Annotated in this window: 17 protein-coding genes and 1 riboswitch; of the genes, 4 read left to right on the top strand and 13 right to left on the bottom strand. The window is 34.8% G+C overall.

All coding sequences use genetic code 11. The features are described 5' to 3' along the window. Window positions 1–32 precede the first annotated feature (32 nt). From ACZ2G0_RS05740 to ACZ2G0_RS05730, 3 genes are all read right to left on the bottom strand, one after another. Window positions 33–1277, bottom strand: coding sequence for a sulfate adenylyltransferase subunit 1 (locus ACZ2G0_RS05740; protein ID WP_470309405.1), 1245 nt, complete (start codon window positions 1275–1277; stop codon window positions 33–35). Between the two features lie 90 nt (window positions 1278–1367). Further along, the gene (gene cysD, locus ACZ2G0_RS05735) at window positions 1368–2267 is read right to left on the bottom strand and encodes a sulfate adenylyltransferase subunit CysD (RefSeq protein WP_173839282.1); all 900 of its coding nucleotides are present in this window, start codon (window positions 2265–2267) and stop codon (window positions 1368–1370) included. 100 nt (window positions 2268–2367) lie between these two features. Continuing rightward, window positions 2368–3069, bottom strand: coding sequence for a phosphoadenylyl-sulfate reductase (locus ACZ2G0_RS05730; RefSeq protein WP_470309404.1), 702 nt, complete (start codon window positions 3067–3069; stop codon window positions 2368–2370). A gap of 351 nt (window positions 3070–3420) precedes the next feature. On the opposite strand from ACZ2G0_RS05730, the gene ACZ2G0_RS05725 reads away from it, so the two are divergent. Beyond that, on the top strand, window positions 3421–4203 hold the full coding sequence (locus ACZ2G0_RS05725) for a sulfite exporter TauE/SafE family protein (RefSeq protein WP_470309403.1): 783 nt from the start codon (window positions 3421–3423) through the stop codon (window positions 4201–4203). Between the two features lie 78 nt (window positions 4204–4281). Here ACZ2G0_RS05725 and ACZ2G0_RS05720 read toward each other — a convergent pair whose 3' ends face one another. The 6 genes from ACZ2G0_RS05720 to ACZ2G0_RS05695 form a co-directional block, all read right to left on the bottom strand. Further along, the gene (locus ACZ2G0_RS05720) at window positions 4282–4692 is read right to left on the bottom strand and encodes an RrF2 family transcriptional regulator (RefSeq protein ID WP_470309402.1); all 411 of its coding nucleotides are present in this window, start codon (window positions 4690–4692) and stop codon (window positions 4282–4284) included. Between the two features lie 220 nt (window positions 4693–4912). Next, a complete protein-coding gene (locus ACZ2G0_RS05715) occupies window positions 4913–6112 on the bottom strand; it encodes a hypothetical protein (protein ID WP_470309401.1) in 1200 nt (399 codons plus the stop codon). 130 nt (window positions 6113–6242) lie between these two features. Next, window positions 6243–7415, bottom strand: coding sequence for a trans-sulfuration enzyme family protein (locus tag ACZ2G0_RS05710; RefSeq protein ID WP_470309400.1), 1173 nt, complete (start codon window positions 7413–7415; stop codon window positions 6243–6245). An 83-nt stretch (window positions 7416–7498) separates the two neighbouring features. Next, window positions 7499–7948 carry an OsmC family protein gene (locus ACZ2G0_RS05705; protein WP_470309399.1) on the bottom strand — a complete coding sequence of 150 codons (450 nt, stop codon included), beginning with the start codon at window positions 7946–7948 and terminating at the stop codon, window positions 7499–7501. A 226-nt stretch (window positions 7949–8174) separates the two neighbouring features. Then, a complete protein-coding gene (gene thrA, locus ACZ2G0_RS05700) occupies window positions 8175–11438 on the bottom strand; it encodes a bifunctional aspartate kinase/homoserine dehydrogenase I (RefSeq protein ID WP_470309822.1) in 3264 nt (1087 codons plus the stop codon). A gap of 201 nt (window positions 11439–11639) precedes the next feature. Beyond that, window positions 11640–11748: riboswitch (SAM riboswitch) on the bottom strand. A 178-nt stretch (window positions 11749–11926) separates the two neighbouring features. Beyond that, a complete protein-coding gene (locus tag ACZ2G0_RS05695) occupies window positions 11927–12130 on the bottom strand; it encodes a hypothetical protein (protein WP_470309398.1) in 204 nt (67 codons plus the stop codon). A gap of 692 nt (window positions 12131–12822) precedes the next feature. Here ACZ2G0_RS05695 and metK point away from each other — a divergent pair. Then, the gene (metK, locus tag ACZ2G0_RS05690) at window positions 12823–14073 is read left to right on the top strand and encodes a methionine adenosyltransferase (RefSeq protein ID WP_470309397.1); all 1251 of its coding nucleotides are present in this window, start codon (window positions 12823–12825) and stop codon (window positions 14071–14073) included. A 171-nt stretch (window positions 14074–14244) separates the two neighbouring features. Here metK and ACZ2G0_RS05685 read toward each other — a convergent pair whose 3' ends face one another. The 3 genes from ACZ2G0_RS05685 to ACZ2G0_RS05675 all read right to left on the bottom strand — a co-directional run bounded on the left by ACZ2G0_RS05685 (window position 14245) and on the right by ACZ2G0_RS05675 (window position 18560). Beyond that, window positions 14245–14757 carry an outer membrane beta-barrel protein gene (locus tag ACZ2G0_RS05685; protein WP_470309396.1) on the bottom strand — a complete coding sequence of 171 codons (513 nt, stop codon included), beginning with the start codon at window positions 14755–14757 and terminating at the stop codon, window positions 14245–14247. A 128-nt stretch (window positions 14758–14885) separates the two neighbouring features. After that, on the bottom strand, window positions 14886–17621 hold the full coding sequence (locus ACZ2G0_RS05680; protein WP_470309395.1) for a carboxypeptidase-like regulatory domain-containing protein: 2736 nt from the start codon (window positions 17619–17621) through the stop codon (window positions 14886–14888). 42 nt (window positions 17622–17663) lie between these two features. Next, window positions 17664–18560, bottom strand: a complete 897-nt coding sequence (locus tag ACZ2G0_RS05675; RefSeq protein WP_470309394.1) for a GLPGLI family protein — start codon at window positions 18558–18560, stop codon at window positions 17664–17666. Between the two features lie 111 nt (window positions 18561–18671). Here ACZ2G0_RS05675 and ACZ2G0_RS05670 point away from each other — a divergent pair, with 111 nt between their 5' ends. Both ACZ2G0_RS05670 and ACZ2G0_RS05665 read left to right on the top strand, forming a co-directional pair. After that, window positions 18672–19463, top strand: a complete 792-nt coding sequence (locus ACZ2G0_RS05670; protein WP_470309392.1) for a hypothetical protein — start codon at window positions 18672–18674, stop codon at window positions 19461–19463. Then, complete coding sequence (locus tag ACZ2G0_RS05665; RefSeq protein WP_300288479.1) at window positions 19463–20077, top strand: deoxynucleoside kinase; 615 nt, start codon at window positions 19463–19465, stop codon at window positions 20075–20077. Before ACZ2G0_RS05670 ends, ACZ2G0_RS05665 begins: the two co-directional genes overlap by 1 nt. A gap of 96 nt (window positions 20078–20173) precedes the next feature. On the opposite strand, the gene ACZ2G0_RS05660 is transcribed toward ACZ2G0_RS05665, so the two are convergent. Beyond that, window positions 20174–22642 (bottom strand): sodium-translocating pyrophosphatase, encoded by a 2469-nt coding sequence (locus ACZ2G0_RS05660; RefSeq protein WP_470309391.1) that lies wholly within the window; start codon window positions 22640–22642, stop codon window positions 20174–20176. Window positions 22643–22661: the final 19 nt, after the last annotated feature.

The following is a 22661-nucleotide window of genomic DNA, read 5'->3' as shown; positions in this document are numbered from 1 at the left end:
CTAGGCACAAGGCCCAAAGCCGATAGCCTATACTATCGAATAAATCCTACTCCTGCTGTTGTATTGGTTGCTGCATCAATTAAGATAAAAGCACCATTTGATTTATTATCGTTGTAAGCATCAAAATAAATTGCTTTGCTAAGTTTGATGTTTACTTCTCCTATTTCGTTAATTGCTAATTGAGACGCTTCGGTAGTTCCTGAAAAATCAGTTGCGATCACGTTTTTTACGCTATCAATTTTAGCTAAAACTCTGTTGGTGTTGTGTTGTACAAAATACTTTGCCCCAGGAACTAGTTTTTTACTATCCATCCAACAAACGGTAGTATTGATATCTTTCTCTACTTTAGGTAATTCCGATGATTTTACAATCATGTCGCCTCTCGTTACATTGATATCATTTTCTAATTCGATAGTAACAGACGAACCTATTGAGGCTTCGTCAAATTGCTTATCAAAAAAGTGAATGTTGGTTATTTTCGATTCTGTTAAAGATGGCAATACTGTTACCACATCTCCTACTTTAATATTGTTTCCGTATAATTTACCAGCATATCCTCTAAAATCATGGTATTGCTCTGTTTTCGGACGGATAACGGTTTGAACTGGGAAACGTGCTTTTCCTATTTCGTAAACATCAGCAGGCTCTAAAGCCTCTAGGTGTTCTAGAATTGTTTGTCCTTCGTACCAAGGCATTCCGCCTAAAGATTCCACGACATTATCGCCCGTCAAAGCGCTCAACGGAATATAGCTTACGTTTTGTTCTTTGAACGTACTTTTAGCGTTTAACGCTTCAAAGTCGGCTTTGATTTTATTAAAAACTTCTTCAGAATAATCAACTAAATCCATTTTATTTATAGCAACAATTACCTCTTTTACTCTCAACAAATTATTGATAAAAAAGTGACGGTAGGTTTGCTCAATTACTCCTTTACGAGCATCAATTAAAATGATAGAAACTTGTGAAGTCGAAGCTCCTGTAACCATGTTCCGTGTGTACTCAACATGTCCTGGAGTATCAGCAATAATGTAACTTTTCTTAGCAGTAGAAAAATAAATATGCGCCACATCAATCGTGATTCCTTGTTCTCTTTCAGCCACTAAACCATCAGTAGCCAGCGAAAAATCAAGATAATCATATCCTTTTTGCTTGCTGCTTTTTTCAATTGCTTCTAATTTATCTGTAGTCAAAGATTGTGTATCGTACAATAATCTTCCAATTAAGGTGCTTTTTCCGTCATCTACACTTCCTGCTGTTGCTATTTTTAAAACTTCCATTATTATTTTGTTTAAAGTTTAAGGTTTAAAAGTTTAAACCCTAAATCGAACTGACTTAATACTTACTTCTTCTGACTTAATACTTTTTTCCTAAAAGTATCCTTGTTGTTTTCTTTTCTCCATCGCTGCCTCTGATCGTTTATCGTCAATTCGAGCACCTCTTTCTGAGATTGTAGAAGCTCTGATTTCGCCTACCACTTCAGAGATTGTTGCTGCATACGAATCAACTGCTGCAGTGCAACTCATATCACCCACTGTTCTAAAACGAACAATGCGTTCTTCAATTTCTTCGTTTTCTTCTTGGTACACATAAGGAGAGTGTGACCAAATCATTCCGTCTCTCAAGAATACTTTACGCTTGTGAGAGAAGTATATTGATGGAATCTCGATTTGTTCTTGTTCTATGTAACTCCAAACATCTAATTCTGTCCAATTCGAAATTGGAAAAACACGTACGTTTTGACCGTTTTCGATTTTACCATTCAATAAATCAAACAATTCTGGACGTTGGTTTTTTTCATCCCATTGACCAAAGTCATCACGTACAGAAAAAATACGTTCTTTTGCTCTCGCTTTTTCTTCATCACGACGCGCACCACCAATACAAGCATCAAATTTAAACTCTTCGATTGCATCTAATAAAGTGGTTGTTTGCAAACTGTTTCTACTCGAATATTTACCCGTTTCCTCAACTACTTTCCCTTCATCAATGGCGTCTTGCACATTACGAACAATCAATTCTAGACCTAATTCTTTTACTAATCGGTCTCTAAATTCAATGGTCTCCGGAAAATTATGACCGGTGTCAACGTGTAATAATGGAAACGGAATTTTTGCAGGGAAAAACGCTTTTTGCGCTAGGCGAACTAAGGTGATTGAATCTTTTCCTCCAGAAAAAAGCAGTACTGGCTTATCAAATTGAGAGATAACCTCTCTGAAAATGTATATTGCTTCGCTTTCTAATGCGTTTGTTTTTAATATTGAACTCATGTCTTTTGTTTAAAAGTTTAAGGTTTTAAGTTAGTGCAACCCAAAGAAATCCCTTAACTATTTATATTTTTTCTAATTACTCTTTACTTTTCACTAATTACTACTTCCCGTGCAAACCACATTCTTTATGACTGGATTCCCACCACCATCTTCCGGCTCTTATGTCTTCACCTTCGGCAATTGCTCTGGTACAAGGTGCACAACCAATGCTTACGAATCCTTTTTTATGTAAAGCGTTTTGAGGCACGTTGTTTTTTTCTAAATAATCTTCTACTTCTTTCAATGTCCATTTTAATAATGGATTGAATTTGATGATTTCAAAATTAGAATCGTATTCAAAAAGGTGCAAGTCGTTTCTATTCTCAGATTGCTCTGCTCTTAATCCTGTAATCCAAACTGAATTTCCTTTTAAGGCTTTAGTCAAGGGCGCTACTTTTCGAATAAAACAACATTCTTTTCTATTATCAACCGATTCATAAAAACTATTTGGTCCTTTTGAATTCAACAAATTCTGTACAGCTGTCGCTTCAGGAAAATAAACTTCGATCTGTTTTTTATACTTCTTCAATGTTTTATGAAAAACATCATAGGTTTCTTGGAATAACCGGGCCGTATCTAAAGTAAAAATAGTGATCGCAGCATTACTCTCTGCTATCATAGCTGTTATTACCTGATCTTCTTGCCCAAATGAAGTTGAAAAAACCACCTTATTAGGGAATTGATTGGTCAAAAAAGCAAAAGTTTCTTCGATTGAAAGGTCTTTTGTTCTAGCTATTAAGTCATTCGTTTGGCTGAGATTCATATTCTTTATACCTATTTAAAACTATTACCCTATCGGTTTAGTAGATTACTTCGCAAAAGTAAAACAAATATCGCTATTACAAAAATATTTAAACGGAAAATTACTTTAAATAGTTTAGTAATTGGAAAAAGGCGCCCTTTGGTTTAAAACCTAATAATCAGCAGCTGACAAAAATCAGAATAGAAGCAATTAAAAAATAAAATTCATACTAGTTTTAGTATAACTTTGTCGCTGCAACGACTGAGTAAAAACGCTATATTTGATTTTTTTTTCATAAAAATCATATAACCCTACTAAATCGATAGGATTATTATAAATTAGTTTATACTTTTGGCAAAAATTATTTAAGTTATGGATTTTCAATTAGGGTTTATAGTTGCTGGTTTAGTTGTTGGTTTTATTGTTGGATTAACCGGAGTTGGTGGAGGTTCTTTAATGACACCCATATTACTTTGGTTTGGAATCCCTCCTACTACTGCAGTTGGAACGGATTTGTTGTATGCCGCTTTTACCAAAATGGGTGGCGTTTTCGTACATCACAAGAAAAAAAACATCAATTGGTCAATTACCGGCTGGCTCAGTTTAGGAAGTGTACCTGCTGCTGTTGTCACGTTGTGGGTTTTAAACAGTATTAAAACTGATATATCATCCATTAATTCCATCATTAAGTATAGTTTAGGTTGGGCGCTCCTTTTTACTTCAATTGCAGTGCTTTTCAAAAAGAAGTTACTTGTTTTTTCTCAAAAGCACTCTGGTGATAAATTTCATTCAGAAAGTAAAACACAAAATTTACTTACTGTATCAATCGGTGTTTTACTTGGAGTAACTGTAACACTTACTTCAATTGGTGCAGGAGCTTTAGGCACCGTTACGTTATTTTTTCTATTCCCCTTACTACCAACACCAAAATTAGTTGGTACTGAAATTGCTCATGCAGTACCTTTAACATTGGTAGCAGGCCTTGGACATGCTTCTATGGGAAATTTAGATGTAACTTTGCTCGTTCAGTTACTTATGGGTTCACTTCCTGGTATTTTTATCGGTAGTATGCTAAGTGGAAAAGTGCCCGACTTACTGCTGCGCAATGCCATCGCAATCATGTTGTTCTTTGTAGGCTATAATTTAGTATTCTAAAAAATCTAAAACCATAAAAAAATCCCTTTTGATACCACAACGGTTATCACAAGGGATTTCTTAGTACTGGTCAGTCGACTAAACAATAATATCTGCTAAACTGTTATTCTCTAAAATTTTAAGCGTATTGTCTCTGACTTCAGTCATTAATTTTCGGACAGCACAGGCTGCCTCATCTTGACAGTCATCACATTTTTCATAAAAATTATGTGATGCACAGGGCAATAAAGCGATTGGACCTTCGAGAATGCGGTATACTTTAGCCATGTTAATATCCTTTGGCTCTTTGATTAGATAATAACCGCCTCCTTTTCCTTTTTTTGCACCCAAAAAACCAGAATGACGCAAAAGCAATAAAATACTTTCCAGAAATTTAACCGAAATAGTTTCGCTTTTTGCAATATCAGCAATAGACACAGGAGTTTGATCTTCTTGGCGCGCCAAAAAAGTCAATGCTTTTATTCCGTATTTGGTTTTCTTTGAAAGCATACATTTTACACTAATCATTAATTTATTAGTGATTCCAAAGCTACAATCAAAAATCGTTAATCACAAATCTTAGTACAACCTTACAACTTATAGTAAATGACTAGTATACCTTTTAATTATTTTCACTACACAACTATTACAACATTTAGATTTACTTTACGATAGTTTTATACCATATCTTAGGTAATATAAAACTACTCTTTTCTAAAACAGTTTACAGTTAAATAATTGTCATGCCATAAAATGAGACTTCCCATCCTTTATCAGTTTTTTTAATCAAATAAGTATGCGTAGACATGCATTCAAAAGTTTCAACTATATATACATTTTGTTCATTATCGCATAAAAACATTTTAGAATAATTTTTAGCTTTAAAAGAAAAAGGATATTTTAATTTATAAGTATTGTACTCTTTAGAAGTCATTACTATTAAAGTTTCATTATCTAGTTCAAGACCTTTTATAGTATCATCGTCCGTAACAAAAATAGCTATTGATTTATCTGTTTGTGGATAGTGATTCTTTAGTGGCTGTAAACTAGACAAATCAATTTGATAGTTGCTGTTATCTTTAAATGAGTATTTACCCATTAAGGCTTCATACAAAATAGATCTCGCCGTTTTCTTATTTTTAAATCTTGGATTTTTATCTTTTGAGTCAATAATCCCGTCTCCATCTGTATCAGGATTTTTAGGATCTAAAAGCATTCTTTCTTCAAAAATATCAGTCAAACCATCATTGTCAGAATCTAAAATGATTTTTGAGATATCAAACTCGATCGCTAAACCGTTACGTACTAGTCCGAATTCTTCCGATTTACTCGGAAGAATTCTATCTGATGTTTTCTTTACTTTTGCAGCTTCAACTTGAAGCACATTAAAATTTTTCCATAAAGGAATTTTAGAATTCTGTTTGAGATGATAATTTTTATTTACTGTAAGACCCGTAAAATAATGTTTCCAATGAATTCCCCTATCATTTGAAATGGTTATCCAATAATCACTTTCAAAACAGCCATTAAATTTGCTATCAACATATATAATAGCCTGATTGTTTTTTAAATTTCCATATTTAATGGCGTCCTTTTCAATAATTGGACCTACTTTAGTTTTTTCAACTTCGTTAAATAATTTAGTCAACCCGTTTTCATTTTGGAAATCAATTTTTTTTGCTTTTGCCAAAGAATCGTAATACTCATTTGGCGTTTTTAGAATAAAAATGGATGGATTTTTTATTGGAATAATAGAAATAAAATCACTTTCAATTTCGAAAGGTTTTTTCTCCCTGAATTTCTCTAATTTCCAACTTTTTGAAACACTATCAAAATAGGCATCACGAGCTGAACTCGTATAATTCCCTGGAAATTGCTTACAAGAAGAAAACTGAATAAGAAGTACAAAAAACAGAATCTGAGATTTCATGATATCATATATAAGAATTTAAAAATACAGATTTTTGATTGAAAATGTAAAAAACTTTTTAACCCTAAACACAAAACCCACGATTGAAACCGTGGGCTATTTTATAAATGAATCAATTATAATTTTGGTATTAACCTAAAGCCTGCTTCAAATCAGCAATCACATCTTCGACAGTTTCTAATCCAACTGAAACACGCACTAAACCATCTGTAATACTCACAGCAAGCCTTTCTTCCACTGATAATTTAGTGTGCGTTGTAGAGGCAGGATGTGTCACGATTGTTCTTGTGTCACCTAAATTTGGTGAAAGCGAACACAGTTTTATCTTATCTAAAAAGTTTCGACCCGCTTCTAAGCCACCTTTTATCTCAAAGGCAACAATATTTCCTCCAGCTTTCATTTGCTTTTTTGCAATTTCATATTGAGGATGCGACTTCAAAAAGGGATATTTCACCTTATTTACATTGGGATGCTGTTCTAAAAACTCTGCAACTTTCATTGCATTTTCGCAATGTCTGTCTAATCGAATAGCCAAAGTCTCCAAACTCTTAGACAAAACCCAAGCGTTAAACGGTGACAATGAGGGACCAGTTAAACGACTAAATAAATATATTTTTTGAATTAATTCCGGATCACCAACTGTAATTCCGCCTAAGACTCTACCTTGTCCATCCATTAACTTCGTTGCCGAATGCACTACTAAATGTGCTCCCCATTTTATCGGCTGTTGCAAATAAGGTGTAGCAAAACAATTATCGATTATTAAAATCAGATTATGCTTTTTGGCAATGGTACCAAGCAATTCCAAATCGATGATATCAACTGCAGGATTTGTAGGAGACTCGGCAAAAAGAATTTTAGTATTGGGTTTGATACAACCTTCTATGGTTTCTGGTTGGTTGATATCAAAATAAGTCGTTTCGATATTCCACTTGGGGAAATAATTAACGAATAAAGAATGTGTTGCTCCAAAAACACTACTTGAAGACACAATATGATCTCCCGATACCAATAAGGCAGCCATAGTCGAATAAACCGCAGCCATACCTGATGAGAAGGCAAAACCGGCTTGTGCGCCTTCCATCGCGCAGACTTTATTTATAAATTCATTGTTATTAGGATTGCTATAACGACTGTAAATATTGCGCTCTTTCTCTTCAGCAAAAGAAGCACGCATGTCTTCAGCATCCTCAAAAACAAAACTCGACGTTAAGTATAAAGGAACCGAATGTTCTAAATACTGTGTTCTTTCTAGTTGATTGCGGATGGCTTGGGTTTCAAAACCAAAATTATTATTTTCCATAAATAAGCCCCCTAACCCCCATAGGGGGAATTGTGTTGGGGTTGATTTGTTTGTTACTAAATTTAAAATTTATAACTCAACTATTAGTTACTAGTTCCCCCTTCGGGGGTTAGGGGGCTCCCGTTCAAAACCACTTTATAGTGAATTGTCGCTGTTGGCTCTAATGTTTTAGAAACCGAGCAATATTTTTCGAACGAAAGTTGTGCTGCTTTTGCCGCCTTGTCTTCTTTTATATTGCCTTCCAAATAAAAAACAACATGGATATCTTTGAATGGTTTGGCTTCACCAACTTGTACACGCTCGCCTTCGACCTCAGCCTTGAAAGAAGTGATTTCTTGACGTTGCTTTTTTAGAATCGAAATCATATCAATGGCGCTACAACCTGCAACACCCATTAATACCAATTCCATTGGGCTTGGTCCTTGATCATCGCCTCCAAATTCGGGACGGCTATCAACATTTACTATATGTCCACGTTCATTTTTTAATTCGAAATGGAAATTGTCGTTTACTCTATTTAATGTAATTTTCATGTTATTTGTGTTTATGAACGTTGCTTTCGCTTTTTATAGAACGCGGATAACGCGGATTTAAAAACGATCACAACGGATTTTTTCTTTTTTTTCTAGTACTATAAACTCATCACTTTTTTAGAATGCGGATAAAACGCAACTACTTTCGCAAAAATGCGGGTTTTAAACACCTATTAATTATTTAATTCCACTTTATTGCTATTCCCACTTCGGGGGTTAGGGGGCTTTATCCTTTATCCGATAATCTCAAAATATCTCCAAAAACACCTCTCGCAGTAACCGCTGACCCAGCTCCGGCTCCTTGTATTACAATTGGTCGGTCTCCGTAGGATTCTGTGTAGATTTCGAAGAAGGAATCCGATCCTTTTAATCCACCCAAAGCGGTATCCGAAGGTACGGAAACTAATTTTACTTCCAAAATCCCTTTCTCATTTTGCAAATCTCCGGACAACTCTCCTATGTATCTCAAAACGTGATTTGGTTTTTGGACTTTCTTTATTTTATCATAAATAGGATCAAACTCTTTTAGTTTCGTTAAGAAATCGGCAGCGCTACCTTCACGTAAGTGTTCCGGAATTAAATTCTGGATAGCTACCTCATCAAACTCGTTCTGTAAATCCAATTCTCTAGCTAAGATCAATAGTTTTCGACCTACATCATTCCCACACAAATCTTCTCTTGGGTCGGGTTCTGTGAATCCACTATCAATTGCTTCTTTTAATATTTCGCTAAACGGAACCTCTTTGGCAGAAAAATGATTGAATAAATAACTCAACGTTCCAGAAAATACTCCTTTAATTTTAGTGATGTTTTCCCCCGAAAGATGCAATAATTTAATCGTATCAATAAGCGGTAAGCCAGCACCAACATTAGTTTCGTATAAATAATTCTTTTGATTTTCGGCTAGTACATTTCGCAATTCTTTATAAAAACCATAGCTCAAGGTGTTGGCTACTTTATTGGACGAAATCAAATCAAAACTATGCTCTGCTAATGGAATATAATTTTCTACAAAAGTAGCACTCGCAGTATTATCAACTGCAATCAAATTTTCTAAATGGTGCTCTTTTGCGAAAGCAATCACGTCATCAATAGTATAGGAAACGCCGTTAGTATCAATTTGGTTTTTCCAGTCAGCAGCAACTCCGTTTTTATTTAAAAGTACTTTCTTAGAGTTGGCTATGGCAAAAACATTCAGCTTAACGTCTTTTCTTTTTTCAATTGCTTTTGCCGATTCCAGAATTTGGTTAATCAAAGTCCCGCCAACCAATCCATGTCCGAAAATAGCAATATTGATTTTCTTTGCTACGCCAAAAATCTCTCCGTGAATTACGTTTAAGGCTTTGTTGAGCTCAGACTTTTTTACCACCAAACTCACGTTTTTACCCGTCACGGTATTGTTGAACAAGATAGGAACGATTTTGTTTTTGATCAAAGCCGTATACGGTTTGTGAAACGTACTCAAATCTTGACCAATTATCGAAATCACCGATACATTATCAACTACAGTAATTTTATTGACATCTTTAGAATAGAAGTCATTCTCGAATTCTTTTTCTAATTCGGTTTTGGCTTTTGACGCTTTATCCGCAGCAACCACAAGACCAATTCCGCGTTCTGATGAACCTTGCGAAATAATACTTACGCTAATATCATTATCGCCCATAACTCTAAAAATACGCGCATCAACACCAGTTTTCCCCAACAATCCTCTTCCTTCAAGGTTAACCAAAGACACATTCTCAAGAACAGACAATGTTTTGATTCCGCTTTCGGATGAAGTAGCCGTAATTAAAGTCCCTTTGTTCTCATGATTGAAAGTGTTCAAAATACGCAACGGAATGTTTTTTTCTAACAACGGAATAATCGTTTTAGCGTGCAGTATAGTCGCTCCAAAATTCGCCATCTCATTCGCCTCATTATAGGATAAGGTTTCAATTTTTTTTGCATCGAGAACTAATTCGGGGTTTGCCGTATAAATTCCGTCTACATGCGTGAAGTTTTGCAATTCTTCGGCATTGATATAATTAGCGATTAAAGAGGCGGTATAATTGCTACCGTTTCTACCTAGCGTCGTAGTTTCGTTTTTACTGTTGGAACCAATAAAACCAGTTACCACTACCACTGCCTCTTTATTTTCATTAAAGAATTGGATACAATTCTTTTTCGAAATAGCCTCCAATGGCTGTGCATCTCCAAAATTTGAGTCGGTAATAATCAGTTCTCTTGTATCGGCTAGCTTTGCAGGAATGTTTTTTTGGTTTAACAAAAACACCACTAATTTTGCCGCAAGTACTTCGCCTTGCGCTAAGATTTGATCTTTGATTTTATTGCTATAATCACCAATCAAGCTTACGCCTTCCAATAATTTGTCAAGCTTATCAAATTCTGCCGAAAAATCGACTGCATCAAAACCATCTTTTTGATAGGATTTAAAACTCTCTAGCAAAGGCTTATAGTTTCCGTTTTTAGCAGCGATAGTCAAAATATCCTCTAATTCATCAGTTGCTTTGCCTCGCGCTGAAACGACCACAGCAATCTTTTCCTCTTGGTTTATTTTACTTTCAATAATATTTAAAACCGCATTAATTCCATCTCCATTTGCTAACGATTTACCACCGAATTTTACTATTTTCATCTGTTTTTTATTTTTGAAAACAACTTCTAATAAATTGTCTAATTGTTCGTATTCCATCAAAAAAGCGTCGTGACCGTGCTGCGAGTCAATTTCGCTATAAAATACATTACTTTTAAATTTCTTGATTTCGACATAGGTATCCCTATTTTCTTTGGCGGTAAAGAATAAATCTGAATTGATTCCCACGATATAGATGTTCGCCTCCACTTTCGCAATTATACTTTCCAGCGATTCATGATTTCGGGTAATATCAATCGTTTTAAGCAATTGATTCATCATTTTGTAGGCCGCTAGCTGAAACCTTTTTTCTAATTTTTCGCCATGGTAGTTCAACCAACTTTCCACTTTAAAAGTTTCTAATTCGGCATTGATATCGCGATTAAATTTTTCCTTGAATGATTCGGGCGTACGGTAACACAACATAGCATGTATGCGTGCATCTTCGATTGGCTTTTTAGAATTATTCAAGATTTGCTCTTGCAAATAACAATTAGCAATCAGCCAGTCAGTGGCTTTCCAATCAGTAGCAATGGGAATAAAATTTTGCGCTAGTTTAGGTTCTAAGGCCAAAATTTCCCAGGCGATACCGCCACCTACTGAACCTCCGATGAGAGCAAATAAAGAATCAATCTTGAGAACACCAAGTCCTTCGATAAATATTCGAGCGATATCTCTAGCAATAAAATCTCTGTAGTTCTCAATGGTATCCGAGTTAAAGCCGTTTCCAGGCACATCAAAAGATACAATGGTATATTTTCGGGTATCAATTGTTTTGTCTATGCCTACAATATCATTCCACCATCCTGATTCGCCAATTACTTGCGAATTTCCCGTTAAGGCATGATTAATCATAACAATTGGAGCGGTATGCAAAGGAGCTCCAAAAATTTGATAACTTAAGTTTAGGGAAGCATAAAAAGCACCATTGTGAGTGGTGAAATTGTGTAAGGTAAGCTGTGTTGGTTTTTTATCCAATGTCAAATCTTTTATTGTTTGATTTGTATTTGGAAATATTAAAAAGAAAAAACTAGGTGTATTCTAGAAAAATTCTTGTTGTTATCTTTCCACTTTTGGGAGTGGTAGAATGCAGCACCTTCTTCGATTACTCGAAGGGTTGCTAAGGATTCATCGGGTCTATTCCCTCTTCCTTTCTTTATAACATTTCAATACGTGTATGAACTACGAAAGGCAAATTAACTACTTATTTTTTTTATTTGCAACTATATTCAGCTTTGATTTCGTTTTAGTCTTAAGCTAAAATAAAAACGCAAGGAAAAAATGAAGTTCGAAATTCATTTCACCTTGCGTGTGTTAGACAAAAAAGTATAGCGTACATCACTTTAGATAAAAAGTGTATCATTCTCTTTTGAGTACATCAAAACCTGTAGAGAATTTGGTGTCTTACTGCTGTTTTTCACTTCAAAATCGTTGATTCCAAACCTTGGATTGATTAAATCATCTACTGTAAAGATAATTGGACTTTTCTTTGTTCTTAGGTTTTTAAAAAAACCTATTGCTTTAGATATGCTATTAATTGCTTTCATATTTTTATCGAATTAGTTGTTGTTTTTAATACTTACTGCTTTTGTCGAGTTTCCTTCAAGTTAAAAAAAAAGCCTCCCAAATATTGGGAGGCTGCTGCAAACTTATATATAGTGTAAGGCAATCACTTCCCAATGGATGATTTCGATTTCATTTTTAAACTAACAAGAAGAATTAAATTCATTTTTGGTATTTTATTTTCACAAATTTCAAGAATTTTTACATCTCTACCTAATGATTTACAGTATTTTAACATTGATTTAATCAAAATAGTATAATTTCATAACATAGACCTAAAATAGTATAACAATTACGCTTTGTATTCTGAACAAATTGTTAAAATCGCACACTGTTCTTTTAAAAAGACCCTACAATCGTACCTAAATTTCAACGATTACTCTCTTAAAAGTGCCTTGTACATAAAAATCATTCCAATTGAAAACTATAAAATCTACCCCAAAATATTTTTAGAACAAAAAAGAGCGGTTTAATTTGTAATTCAAAATGGTTTCCTACCTTTGCATTCGAATACAAGAGGAAAAATTTGAACTGATTGCAACCTCTTCATAATGAATGGAATTCATTATGACTACTGAAAAAAAATTCAGTAGAAAAAATGCTAAAGCAGAAACTCTCCTTTAGCCTTTGTAGTTGCATTGTTTTTTCCTCGCTTAATTTAAAAATACTATATATTATGGCTTATTTATTTACGTCAGAATCTGTGAGTGAAGGACATCCAGACAAAATTGCAGATCAAATTTCAGACGCATTAATTGACAACTTTTTAGCTTTTGATGCCAACTCAAAGGTAGCTTGTGAAACTTTAGTAACTACAGGTCAAGTTATATTGGCTGGAGAAGTAAAGTCTAACACCTATTTAGATGTACAACAAATTGCACGTGATGTAATCAAAAAAATTGGCTACACGAAGTCAGAATATATGTTTGAGGCAAACTCTTGTGGTATTCTTTCTGCTATTCACGAGCAATCTGCTGATATTAATCAAGGAGTTGATCGTTCTAGCCCAGAAGAACAGGGAGCTGGAGATCAAGGAATGATGTTTGGTTATGCTACTAATGAAACAGAAAATTTCATGCCATTAGCATTAGACCTTTCTCATAAACTATTGCAAGAATTAGCAATTTTAAGAAGAGAAAATAACGAAATCACTTATTTACGTCCTGACGCTAAATCACAAGTGACTTTAGAATATAGCGACGACAACAAGCCTACTCGTATTGACGCGATTGTTATTTCGACACAACACGATGATTTTGACGAAGAAGCAACGATGCTTGCTAAAATCAAAAAAGATATTGTAGAGATCCTAATTCCCAGAATCATTGCAAAAAATCCAACAAATGCTCATTTATTTAATGACGCAATTACATACCACATCAACCCTACTGGAAAATTTGTAATTGGTGGACCGCACGGAGATACTGGTTTAACTGGTAGAAAAATCATCGTAGATACTTACGGAGGAAAAGGTGCTCACGGTGGTGGTGCATTCTCAGGTAAAGATCCATCTAAGGTTGATAGAAGTGCTGCTTATGCTACACGTCACATTGCTAAAAACTTAGTTGCTGCAGGTGTTGCTGACGAAATTTTAGTACAAGTTTCTTATGCTATTGGTGTTGCAAAACCAATGGGGATTTTTATTGAGACTTACGGAACATCAAAAGTAGACTTGACAGATGGACAAATTGCGAAAAAAGTAGAAGCTATTTTTGACATGCGCCCTTACTTTATTGAGCAACGTTTAAAATTAAGAAATCCAATTTATAGCGAAACTGCTGCTTACGGGCACATGGGACGCACACCAGAAACAGTAACAAAAACATTTTCTGCACCAGGAGGATTAACTAAAACAGTTGAAGTAGAATTGTTTACTTGGGAAAAACTAGACTTTGTTGATCAAGTTAAAGCTGAATTTGGATTGTAATTGACCCTACCATTTATATATAAAGGCTGCTTTTAATTAAGTAGCCTTTTTTTATGTCTCAATTTTTGTTAGCACACAGCATAAAAGCAGCAATCACTTTAAACTAAAAGCTGATTATAAAGCATAAAAAAGGCTGCCTAAAAAGACAGCCTTTTAAATAGTTTACAAAACTTATAATTTATAGGTAATACCTAATTTAGCACCACTTACAACGTTACCGCCACCTAATTGAAGATTTACTCCAAAATTCTCATTGAAGAAATAACGACCACCAACTTGCAACCCTAAACCGAAATTATCAGCTCCTGCATAATTGTATGAATTTCCATTTTGCTTAGATGACCAATTGTAGTAATTTAAGTTAGCTCCTGCATAAAAATCCCACTCACTAGGAATATCTAATATTTCATTAAAATGGTAATTCCCATTTGCTTGGATTCCAAAAATTGAACTTTTTACATCTCCAAATCCACCACCAATACTTTGGTTATAAGACTGATAAGAAAGCTCACCACCAATAGTAAAGTTGGTCGCGATACCATAATCAAGTCCTGCATAAACAGGCGTTCCCCATCCTGAAGTTCCTAATCCAGCGTTTAATTGTAATCCACCTTCTTCTAGAGGTGCTTGCGCATTTGTAAATCCAAATGCAAAAAATGCTACTAATAAAGCAATTTTTTTCATAATCTGTTTCTTTGTTTGTTTGTTATTTCTTTGCCAGCAAACGCTATAGCATTCCAAATGCGAAAATAGTAATTTCCCTTCTACTTACGCCTCAGTTTTACTGAAAATTATAAGAATTTAGCAACAAATTACAAATTATATTTCAAACTAAATATTATATATCGAGGTTGCACCATATACTGCGAAGTTCTAAAACCTGTTTGGCTAAAACTATCGTCATTCAAGGTTTTAGTATTTAATAAATTGGTCGCCGCTACCGTATACTCCATTTTCGCATCTTTTTTACGGAAGTTTAAACTTGCATTAAGGAACTCGTACTTATTGTTGACTGTCCCTTGAGAATTAGAATAATTGTATTTATTATAATCAGCGGTAAATGAAAAACTTTTCAAGAAAAGGTAATCCACTTTAGCAAAAGGTTGCTTGGTTTTAAAAATCGTATTTTGGTAATCATTTAACGATAATGAATACCCTACTTCTAGGTTAGGCCAAACTTTAAACTGTGTTCCTAATGAACCTCTATAGCTTTGAGTAAAACTATTAGTCGTTTGCACAAAATCAATAGTAGGATTCGTTGGATCACTCGGATTCGCTCGTAAACTGTTGAATTTTGACCAATTTAAGTTTACATTAACCGATGCCTTGTAATATTTCAGAAAAGAACGTTGGTACCCTACTATTCCGTTTAAGCTCTCATTCTCAAAATCGGCATTCACTTTTTCACTAATTTGATTTATACCTGTAAAATAAGCTCTGTTTACAACAGGATTGGTTGTTTTACTGTAATTAATATTACCAAACATCGTAGTGAAATTATACAGATTGTATTTAAAATAACGCAAGGAATGTGTTTCTTGCAATGCGTTTTCTAAAAATCGATTTCCTCTACTAAAGGAGTTAAAGTTAGAAAAAACATATCCCTGTACAAATGAGCTAATGTCATTAAAAACATTGGCTTTTCTAAAGTTGTACGTGATCGATTCTGATTTTTTAATTTGATATTGTGCAAATAGATCTGGCAAGAATCTGCCAAAATTATCCTCTTGCTTGCTACCTAATTGCTGGTTGTTTGTATTGTATTGGTGAAAACTCACTCCTGGATTAATTGTAAATTTACCCGTAATAAATTTATAATGTGCTCCCAAGTAGGCGTCGTTAAAACGGTATTGTACATCGTTTCTATAATCTGGGTCATTTAACAGTGATTGTGTACCATTATCCAATAACTGATAGATTGACGAATTATAATCTTGAAACGAGTTTGTGTTTCCTACCGTAATGTTCACATTACTTTTAGCGGTCAAGGAATAATAGTAATCCGCTTTTACATCCAGCTTGTTTGTTTTCACAAAACGATCTTGATTGATATTAAAACTACTTTGATTGCCGTTAAAACCTAAAAAAGGAAAAGGATCTCTTAATAGATCTGGGTTATAAAACGGGTCTTCATCTTGATATAAATGTTGCATTTCTAGAGACCAAGTGCTTTTTTTGTTTTGTGTCCAAAACATATTCACACTTTGATTGACCGCTACTGGTTCTTGTTTTTTAAAGGATTTAATGATGTTATTTTGAGAAACATTCCCGTTAGGATTAAATGTAACCGAATTAGTAACGACATCATTGTCCTCTGTTTGGGTCGACTTTCGGTATGAAACATCATAATCGAATTGAAAATTGGTATTAGGCTTGAATTTAGAACCTAATTTAAAGATTGCTAAATTGTTTCTTAGATTAGAATTATCCGTTCTATTCTCTGTGGTACTGATGTCTGTTGAATTAGGTTGAAAAATACCACTTTTACTTTGGGTGTTGGTCAATGTTTTATTTGAAGAAAGCACTCCAAAAGCACTTAAACTCCATTTTTTAGACATTTGATGCGTCAAGTTCATTGCTCCAAATCTATTGTCGATATCCGCAGCTCTATTATCGCGAGCCGTAGATATTCCCAAATCATTCGTCGAAACATTAAAATTAGTTCCACTTTTACCAATCGTATTTCTTGACCCTCCAGTTAATCTAAAATAATCTCTAATGGAAAACGGCACATCTCCAATATTATTAAAATTAGTCAATACATTGACACTTGTTTTAGGGCTGTAGTAAAATAATTTTGGATTGATGATAAATCGCTCGCCAAAATCAGTTCCTGCTGAAATATCTCCAAACCAAAAATTCTTCTTTCCTGATTTTAACTTGATATTAATAGCTACATCATCGTTGTTGTTTTCTAGCCCTTTTAACTGACTTACATCGCTAAAATTTCGCAATACTTGGATTTTATCAACTGCATCAGAAGGGATGTTTTTAGAACCTAACTTTGTATCTCCTTCAAAAAATTTCTTCCCATCAACTAACAATTGAGTAACCTTTTTCCCTTCGACTTCGATTTCACCATCAGCATTTACCTCAACACCTGGCAATCTTTTTAAAACGTCCTCTAATTTTTTTTCAGTTCCTGTTTTAAAAGAATCGGCATTATAAACAATCGTATCTCCTTTTATTGACACTGGCATTTCACGTACAATTTCAACTCCGTCCAATTCGATTCCCCCTTCATCAAGAACTACCGTTTTAGTAATATTCTCGGCAGCGGTTGTTAATTGAATCTCTTTATTCTGCATTCCTAAAAAACTTACCTTAATCGTGTAAGCGGTATTAGCTTTCAAATTAAGAGAGAATTTCCCTTTGTCGTTCGTAATCGCATAGGCATCCATGGCCTTTGTAGTGGTGTTAACGGCCATGACATTTGCCATTTCTAGACCTGTTGCCTTAGAGTCTGTAATGACTCCCTCCAACTTAACAGATTGACTAAAAGAAAATAAGCTCGTGAAAAAGAATAAAAGAAGTAGTGATTTTTTCATAATGATTGTATTAAAAAAGATAGTATTATCGAAAGTTGCTGTTTAATTACCAATTCTAAATTGTCCACCGCCATTACCACCTCGGCCTTGGTACATCTCTCTCATTTCTTGCATCTTTTTTAAGTTAGTTTCATCAAATTCTTTTTGACTAATTACCTTACCTTTAGTTGGTGCTTTGATCTCAGTTTTAGTTTTTGGATTTAAAACCACCTTAGAACACAAGATAACCGTAGTACCATCATTTACTTCCAAAATCAATCCTGGTAATCCCCAATATTTGTCAGGACCTTGGTTTACAGGAATTTCTGGAGTGTACCAAGCGGTAACAATTTTATCTTTTGGCATTTCAAGGTTATCCATGAAATTGGTTTTCTTCTCTTTATCCTCTTTTTTGTCGGCAATTGCGGTTTTGTCATCGTCTTTTTTTGATCTCAAGTTTCTGAAATCACTTTGACTAACCGGAATAACAGCAGTTGCTTTAAAACAATTGTAGCCACCTATTACTCTAGTTTCGCTTTCCATTTTCCAATTTAAACTGGAAAGAGAATCCTTTACTAAAAACTCTTTACCCATCAAATCTTTATCAATAGAATAGTATTTCTCTTTAACATTTTTATACAAGGTACCTCCACCACCGGTCATAGACATAATAAATCTCATTCCACCTCCTTGTGTCGGACCTTCTAATCGCTCTTCTTCTTTATAAATAGATGCCGTTTTATCAAAATTTAACATGAAGGTTTTTTCAAACATGGCTTTCATACCTTCTTCCATGTTTTTTTGCATTTCAGGAGTCACATTCCTGTTTCCTGCCATTCTGTTTTTAAACTCAGCCGTACTGGTTTTAGACTCATAGACTGCCATACCCTGAAAAGATTGAGCATTAGCTCCCAAATAGGTTAAAAAAATCAACCCTAAAGTTCCCATTATTTTATACATAGCTTTATAATTTTTAAAGTAAGACTATTCGTAAACTGTTTTGTTACACTGCATCTAAAAAATAATAAGACTCTGTAAATGGTAAAAGGTTTAATTGTACTTTAGCTTTTGATGAAAAAAATAGTTTTACTCTTTACTATTCTCCTACCCTTTGGTGTTTTTGCTCAAAATAAAATGAGTGAAGTCACGCTACTAAATACTATGACATTAGTAGCTGACCAAATAATTGGCCAAGATCAATTTGGCTTTACCTATTATAGGACTAACAATGTTTTTTATAAAATGAAAGATGGTATATCCTTCGAGTACAAAAACATTTCATTAGGAACAATAACCAAAGTTGATATTAAAAATCCACTGAGGATACTACTGTATTACGAGAACTTCAACACGGTTATCCTGTTAGACAACCAACTGAACGAAATTCAAAAAATTAATTTTTCTGAAACTAACAATTCTCTTCTAGTAAGTAAAATTGGAATCGCTTCTCAAAATCAATTGTGGGTGTTTAATGAATTGTTGCAACAAATAGGGCTCTATGATTATTTAAAAAATGAATACAAATCGATTTCAACGCCCTTAACTGTTAAGATAAAAAAATACCAAACTAACTTCAACTCTTTTGAGTGGATCGATGAAAACAACATTTGGTATCGTTGTGATTTATTTGGAAAAGTAACGAAAGAAACCAAAGTGCCTGATTTTGATCAGTTGCTATTGCTTAGTGACAAGGAACTAATTTATGCATCAAATCAGCATTTGTATCATTTTGACGGAACTAAAAACGAAGTTAGCCCACTCAAAATTTTAGAAAAAAGCTTCACTAATTTTGATTACAAAGACCAAATTTTATCTATTTTTACAACCGAAGGAATTATCAATTATAAAATCACAAGACCGTAATGCACATAGCAGTAGCAGGAAATATAGGTTCAGGAAAAACAACATTAACACGCTTACTGGCAAAACACTTTAAATGGGAGCCTCATTTTGAAGACGTAGTAGACAATCCGTACTTGGATGACTTTTACCATCAAATGGAACGTTGGTCGTTTAATTTACAAATCTATTTCTTGAATAGTCGTTTTCGTCAGGTAATGCAAATTCGCGAAAGCGGTAAGAAAATCATTCAAGACCGAACCATATATGAAGATGCTCATATTTTTGCGCCTAACCTTTATTCTATGGGGTTGATGACAAATAGAGATTTTCAAAATTATTCGTCTCTTTTTGAGCTGATGGAATCTACGGTAAAAGCACCTGATTTGCTAATTTACCTAAGAAGCTCTATTCCTAATTTAGTGGGACAAATTCACAAACGAGGACGAGAATACGAAAACTCTATTTCGATTGATTACTTAAGCCGATTGAACGAGCGGTACGAAGCTTGGATTCATTCTTATGACCGCGGTAAATTACTAATTATAGATGTAGACAACATTAATTTTGTAGACAATCCCGAAGATCTAGGAAACATCATTACTAAAATTGATGGGGAATTAAACGGATTGTTTTAGTTTTTTCTGCTTCACAATTTTTCAAAAAGCACCACATAACAATAAAAAATGCCTCATTTTCATGAGGCATTTTTTTGTTATTACATAAAGATAGTATTACTTGAGTCCATCAATTTTAGACTGTACTTCAGCCTCTGTCCCTTCAAATTTTTGAACATCTTGTTTACCGTCTATAGTTGTTTTAACCGTTGCTGTAACTTTTCCATCAACATTAGTTTTTTCGATAGTAACTTCTTTAGACATTGTTTTAGTAGTTTCTCCTGTTGCATTCATAAACTTACAGGTAGCGCTTTTACATCCTTTCGCCATACACTCCTCTTTTGACATTGAAGTACATTCCTTCATAGACATACAACAAGATGCCATACCTTTATCAGTGATCGTGTGACTTCCACTTCCTAAAATTGGCGCCATTACTAAACCTATCAAACAGGTTAATTTGATTAAAATATTCATTGATGGACCCGAAGTATCTTTAAATGGATCACCAACTGTATCTCCCGTAACCGCGGCTTTGTGTGCATCTGAACCTTTGTAGGTCATCTCGCCGTTGATCATCACTCCTGCTTCGAAAGATTTTTTAGCATTGTCCCAAGCTCCTCCTGCATTGTTTTGAAAAACAGCCCAAAGCACTCCTGAAACCGTTACACCCGCCATATAACCACCAAGCATTTCAGCAATTAGTTGGTTATTATCTGCGTAAACTAGTTTGCCCAACAGTACAATAGCAATAGGAAAACCAATCGTCATAATACCTGGTAGCATCATTTCGCGTAAAGCGGCTTTAGTTGAAATATCTACACATTTAGCGTATTCAGGCTTGCCTGTACCTTCCATAATACCGGGAATTTCCTTGAATTGACGACGCACTTCATATACCATATCCATCGCTGCTTTCCCAACCGAATTCATCGCTAAAGCGGAGAAAACCACAGGAATCATTCCACCCACAAATAGCATAGCAAGAACGGGAGCTTTAAAAATATTAATTCCGTCGATTCCTGTAAACGTTACATAAGCCGCAAATAAAGCCAGTGAAGTCAAAGCTGCCGAAGCAATTGCAAACCCTTTTCCTGTTGCTGCTGTTGTGTTTCCAACAGAATCCAAGATATCGGTTCTGGTACGGACTTCTTTAGGTAATTCGCTCATCTCAGCAATTCCACCTGCATTGTCTGATATTGGTCCAAAAGCATCAATTGCCAATTGCATTGCTGTAGTAGCCATCATAGCTGATGCTGCCAATGCAACACCGTAAAAGCCAGCTAGTGCATAAGTAGACCATATTGCTGCTGCAAATAATAAAACGGTTGGGAAAGTCGAAATCATTCCGGTAGCTAAACCTGCAATTACGTTTGTCCCCGCTCCAGTTGACGATTTTTGAACAATGGCCATCACTGGTTTTGTTCCTAATCCTGTATAGTATTCCGTTACTGAAGAAATAGCTCCACCCACAAATAATCCAATTAAAGTTGCATAAAACACTCTCATAGAAGAAATGTCTTGGCTTCCTTCACCAAAGAATTCCATTTTCATAGTTTCTGGCAACATATATTGTACTAAGAAATAGCAAGCGATAGCTGTTAGACCAATTGAAACCCAATTTCCTATATTTAATGCTTTTTGAACTTGTGGTTCTTTAGCATTGTCATCTGTAATTTTAACTAACAGTGTTCCAATGATTGAAAATAAAATACCGAAACCTGCTATGGCCATGGGTAATAAAATAGGTCCTATTCCACCAAAGGCATCAGCAATACTACCTCCCATATCTTTAATCACATAATTACCTAATACCATTGCAGCTAAAACGGTTGCTACATAGGATCCAAATAAATCGGCTCCCATACCGGCTACATCTCCAACATTGTCACCCACATTATCTGCAATTGTTGCTGGATTTCTTGGATCATCTTCGGGTATTCCTGCTTCGACTTTACCTACTAAATCAGCACCTACATCCGCAGCTTTGGTATAGATTCCACCACCTACACGGGCGAACAATGCAATCGACTCAGCTCCCAATGAAAAACCAGCAAGTGTTTCCAAAACAACCGTCATATCTTCTGAGCTAGTCCAAACCCCGTTCATAAAATAATGAAAAAAGAAAATAAAGAAACCGGTCAAGCCAAGTACAGCCAATCCTGCAACTCCTAATCCCATCACCGTTCCTCCACCAAAGGATACTTTTAAAGCTTGCGGTAAACTAGTACGCGCAGCCTGAGTTGTTCTAACATTAGTTTTGGTGGCTATTTTCATTCCCATATTCCCTGCTAAGGCCGAGAAAAACGCACCAAAAACAAAGGCAATAACTATAAATAAATGCGTTTGAACGCCTTCGATTTGTGTAATTCCGGCTAACACAACACTTGCAATAACTACAAAAATAGCGAGCAACCGGTATTCGGCTTTTAAGAAAGCTAATGCGCCTTCATAGATGTAATCTGAAATCTCTTTCATCTTTCCATCTCCGGCATCTTGTTTTAATACCCACGATCGTTTCATCCACATGAAAAGCAGTCCTACCACAGCCATAACTATTGGCAAATAAATCATAATTGAATTCATAAATTTGGTTTTTTTTTGG

This window comes from Flavobacterium sp. KKT103, from assembly GCF_055640565.1.
The sequence above is the reverse complement of the archived record's forward strand: the minus strand, read 5'-3'. Positions and strand labels throughout refer to the sequence as shown.

Coding starts and splice junctions, on each gene's coding strand:
- thrA (WP_470309822.1), bottom strand. CDS start 11,438: ATGATTAATCATGCCTTAACGGGAAATTCGCAAGTAATTGGCGAATCA.
- ACZ2G0_RS05680 (WP_470309395.1), bottom strand. CDS start 17,621: ATGAAAAAATCACTACTTCTTTTATTCTTTTTCACGAGCTTATTTTCT.
- metK (WP_470309397.1), top strand. CDS start 12,823: ATGGCTTATTTATTTACGTCAGAATCTGTGAGTGAAGGACATCCAGAC.
- ACZ2G0_RS05670 (WP_470309392.1), top strand. CDS start 18,672: ATGAAAAAAATAGTTTTACTCTTTACTATTCTCCTACCCTTTGGTGTT.
- ACZ2G0_RS05730 (WP_470309404.1), bottom strand. CDS start 3,069: ATGAATCTCAGCCAAACGAATGACTTAATAGCTAGAACAAAAGACCTT.
- ACZ2G0_RS05725 (WP_470309403.1), top strand. CDS start 3,421: ATGGATTTTCAATTAGGGTTTATAGTTGCTGGTTTAGTTGTTGGTTTT.
- ACZ2G0_RS05720 (WP_470309402.1), bottom strand. CDS start 4,692: ATGCTTTCAAAGAAAACCAAATACGGAATAAAAGCATTGACTTTTTTG.
- ACZ2G0_RS05675 (WP_470309394.1), bottom strand. CDS start 18,560: ATGTATAAAATAATGGGAACTTTAGGGTTGATTTTTTTAACCTATTTG.
- ACZ2G0_RS05705 (WP_470309399.1), bottom strand. CDS start 7,948: ATGAAAATTACATTAAATAGAGTAAACGACAATTTCCATTTCGAATTA.
- ACZ2G0_RS05665 (WP_300288479.1), top strand. CDS start 19,463: ATGCACATAGCAGTAGCAGGAAATATAGGTTCAGGAAAAACAACATTA.
- ACZ2G0_RS05685 (WP_470309396.1), bottom strand. CDS start 14,757: ATGAAAAAAATTGCTTTATTAGTAGCATTTTTTGCATTTGGATTTACA.
- ACZ2G0_RS05710 (WP_470309400.1), bottom strand. CDS start 7,415: ATGGAAAATAATAATTTTGGTTTTGAAACCCAAGCCATCCGCAATCAA.
- ACZ2G0_RS05695 (WP_470309398.1), bottom strand. CDS start 12,130: ATGAAAGCAATTAATAGCATATCTAAAGCAATAGGTTTTTTTAAAAAC.
- ACZ2G0_RS05715 (WP_470309401.1), bottom strand. CDS start 6,112: ATGAAATCTCAGATTCTGTTTTTTGTACTTCTTATTCAGTTTTCTTCT.
- ACZ2G0_RS05660 (WP_470309391.1), bottom strand. CDS start 22,642: ATGAATTCAATTATGATTTATTTGCCAATAGTTATGGCTGTGGTAGGA.
- cysD (WP_173839282.1), bottom strand. CDS start 2,267: ATGAGTTCAATATTAAAAACAAACGCATTAGAAAGCGAAGCAATATAC.
- ACZ2G0_RS05740 (WP_470309405.1), bottom strand. CDS start 1,277: ATGGAAGTTTTAAAAATAGCAACAGCAGGAAGTGTAGATGACGGAAAA.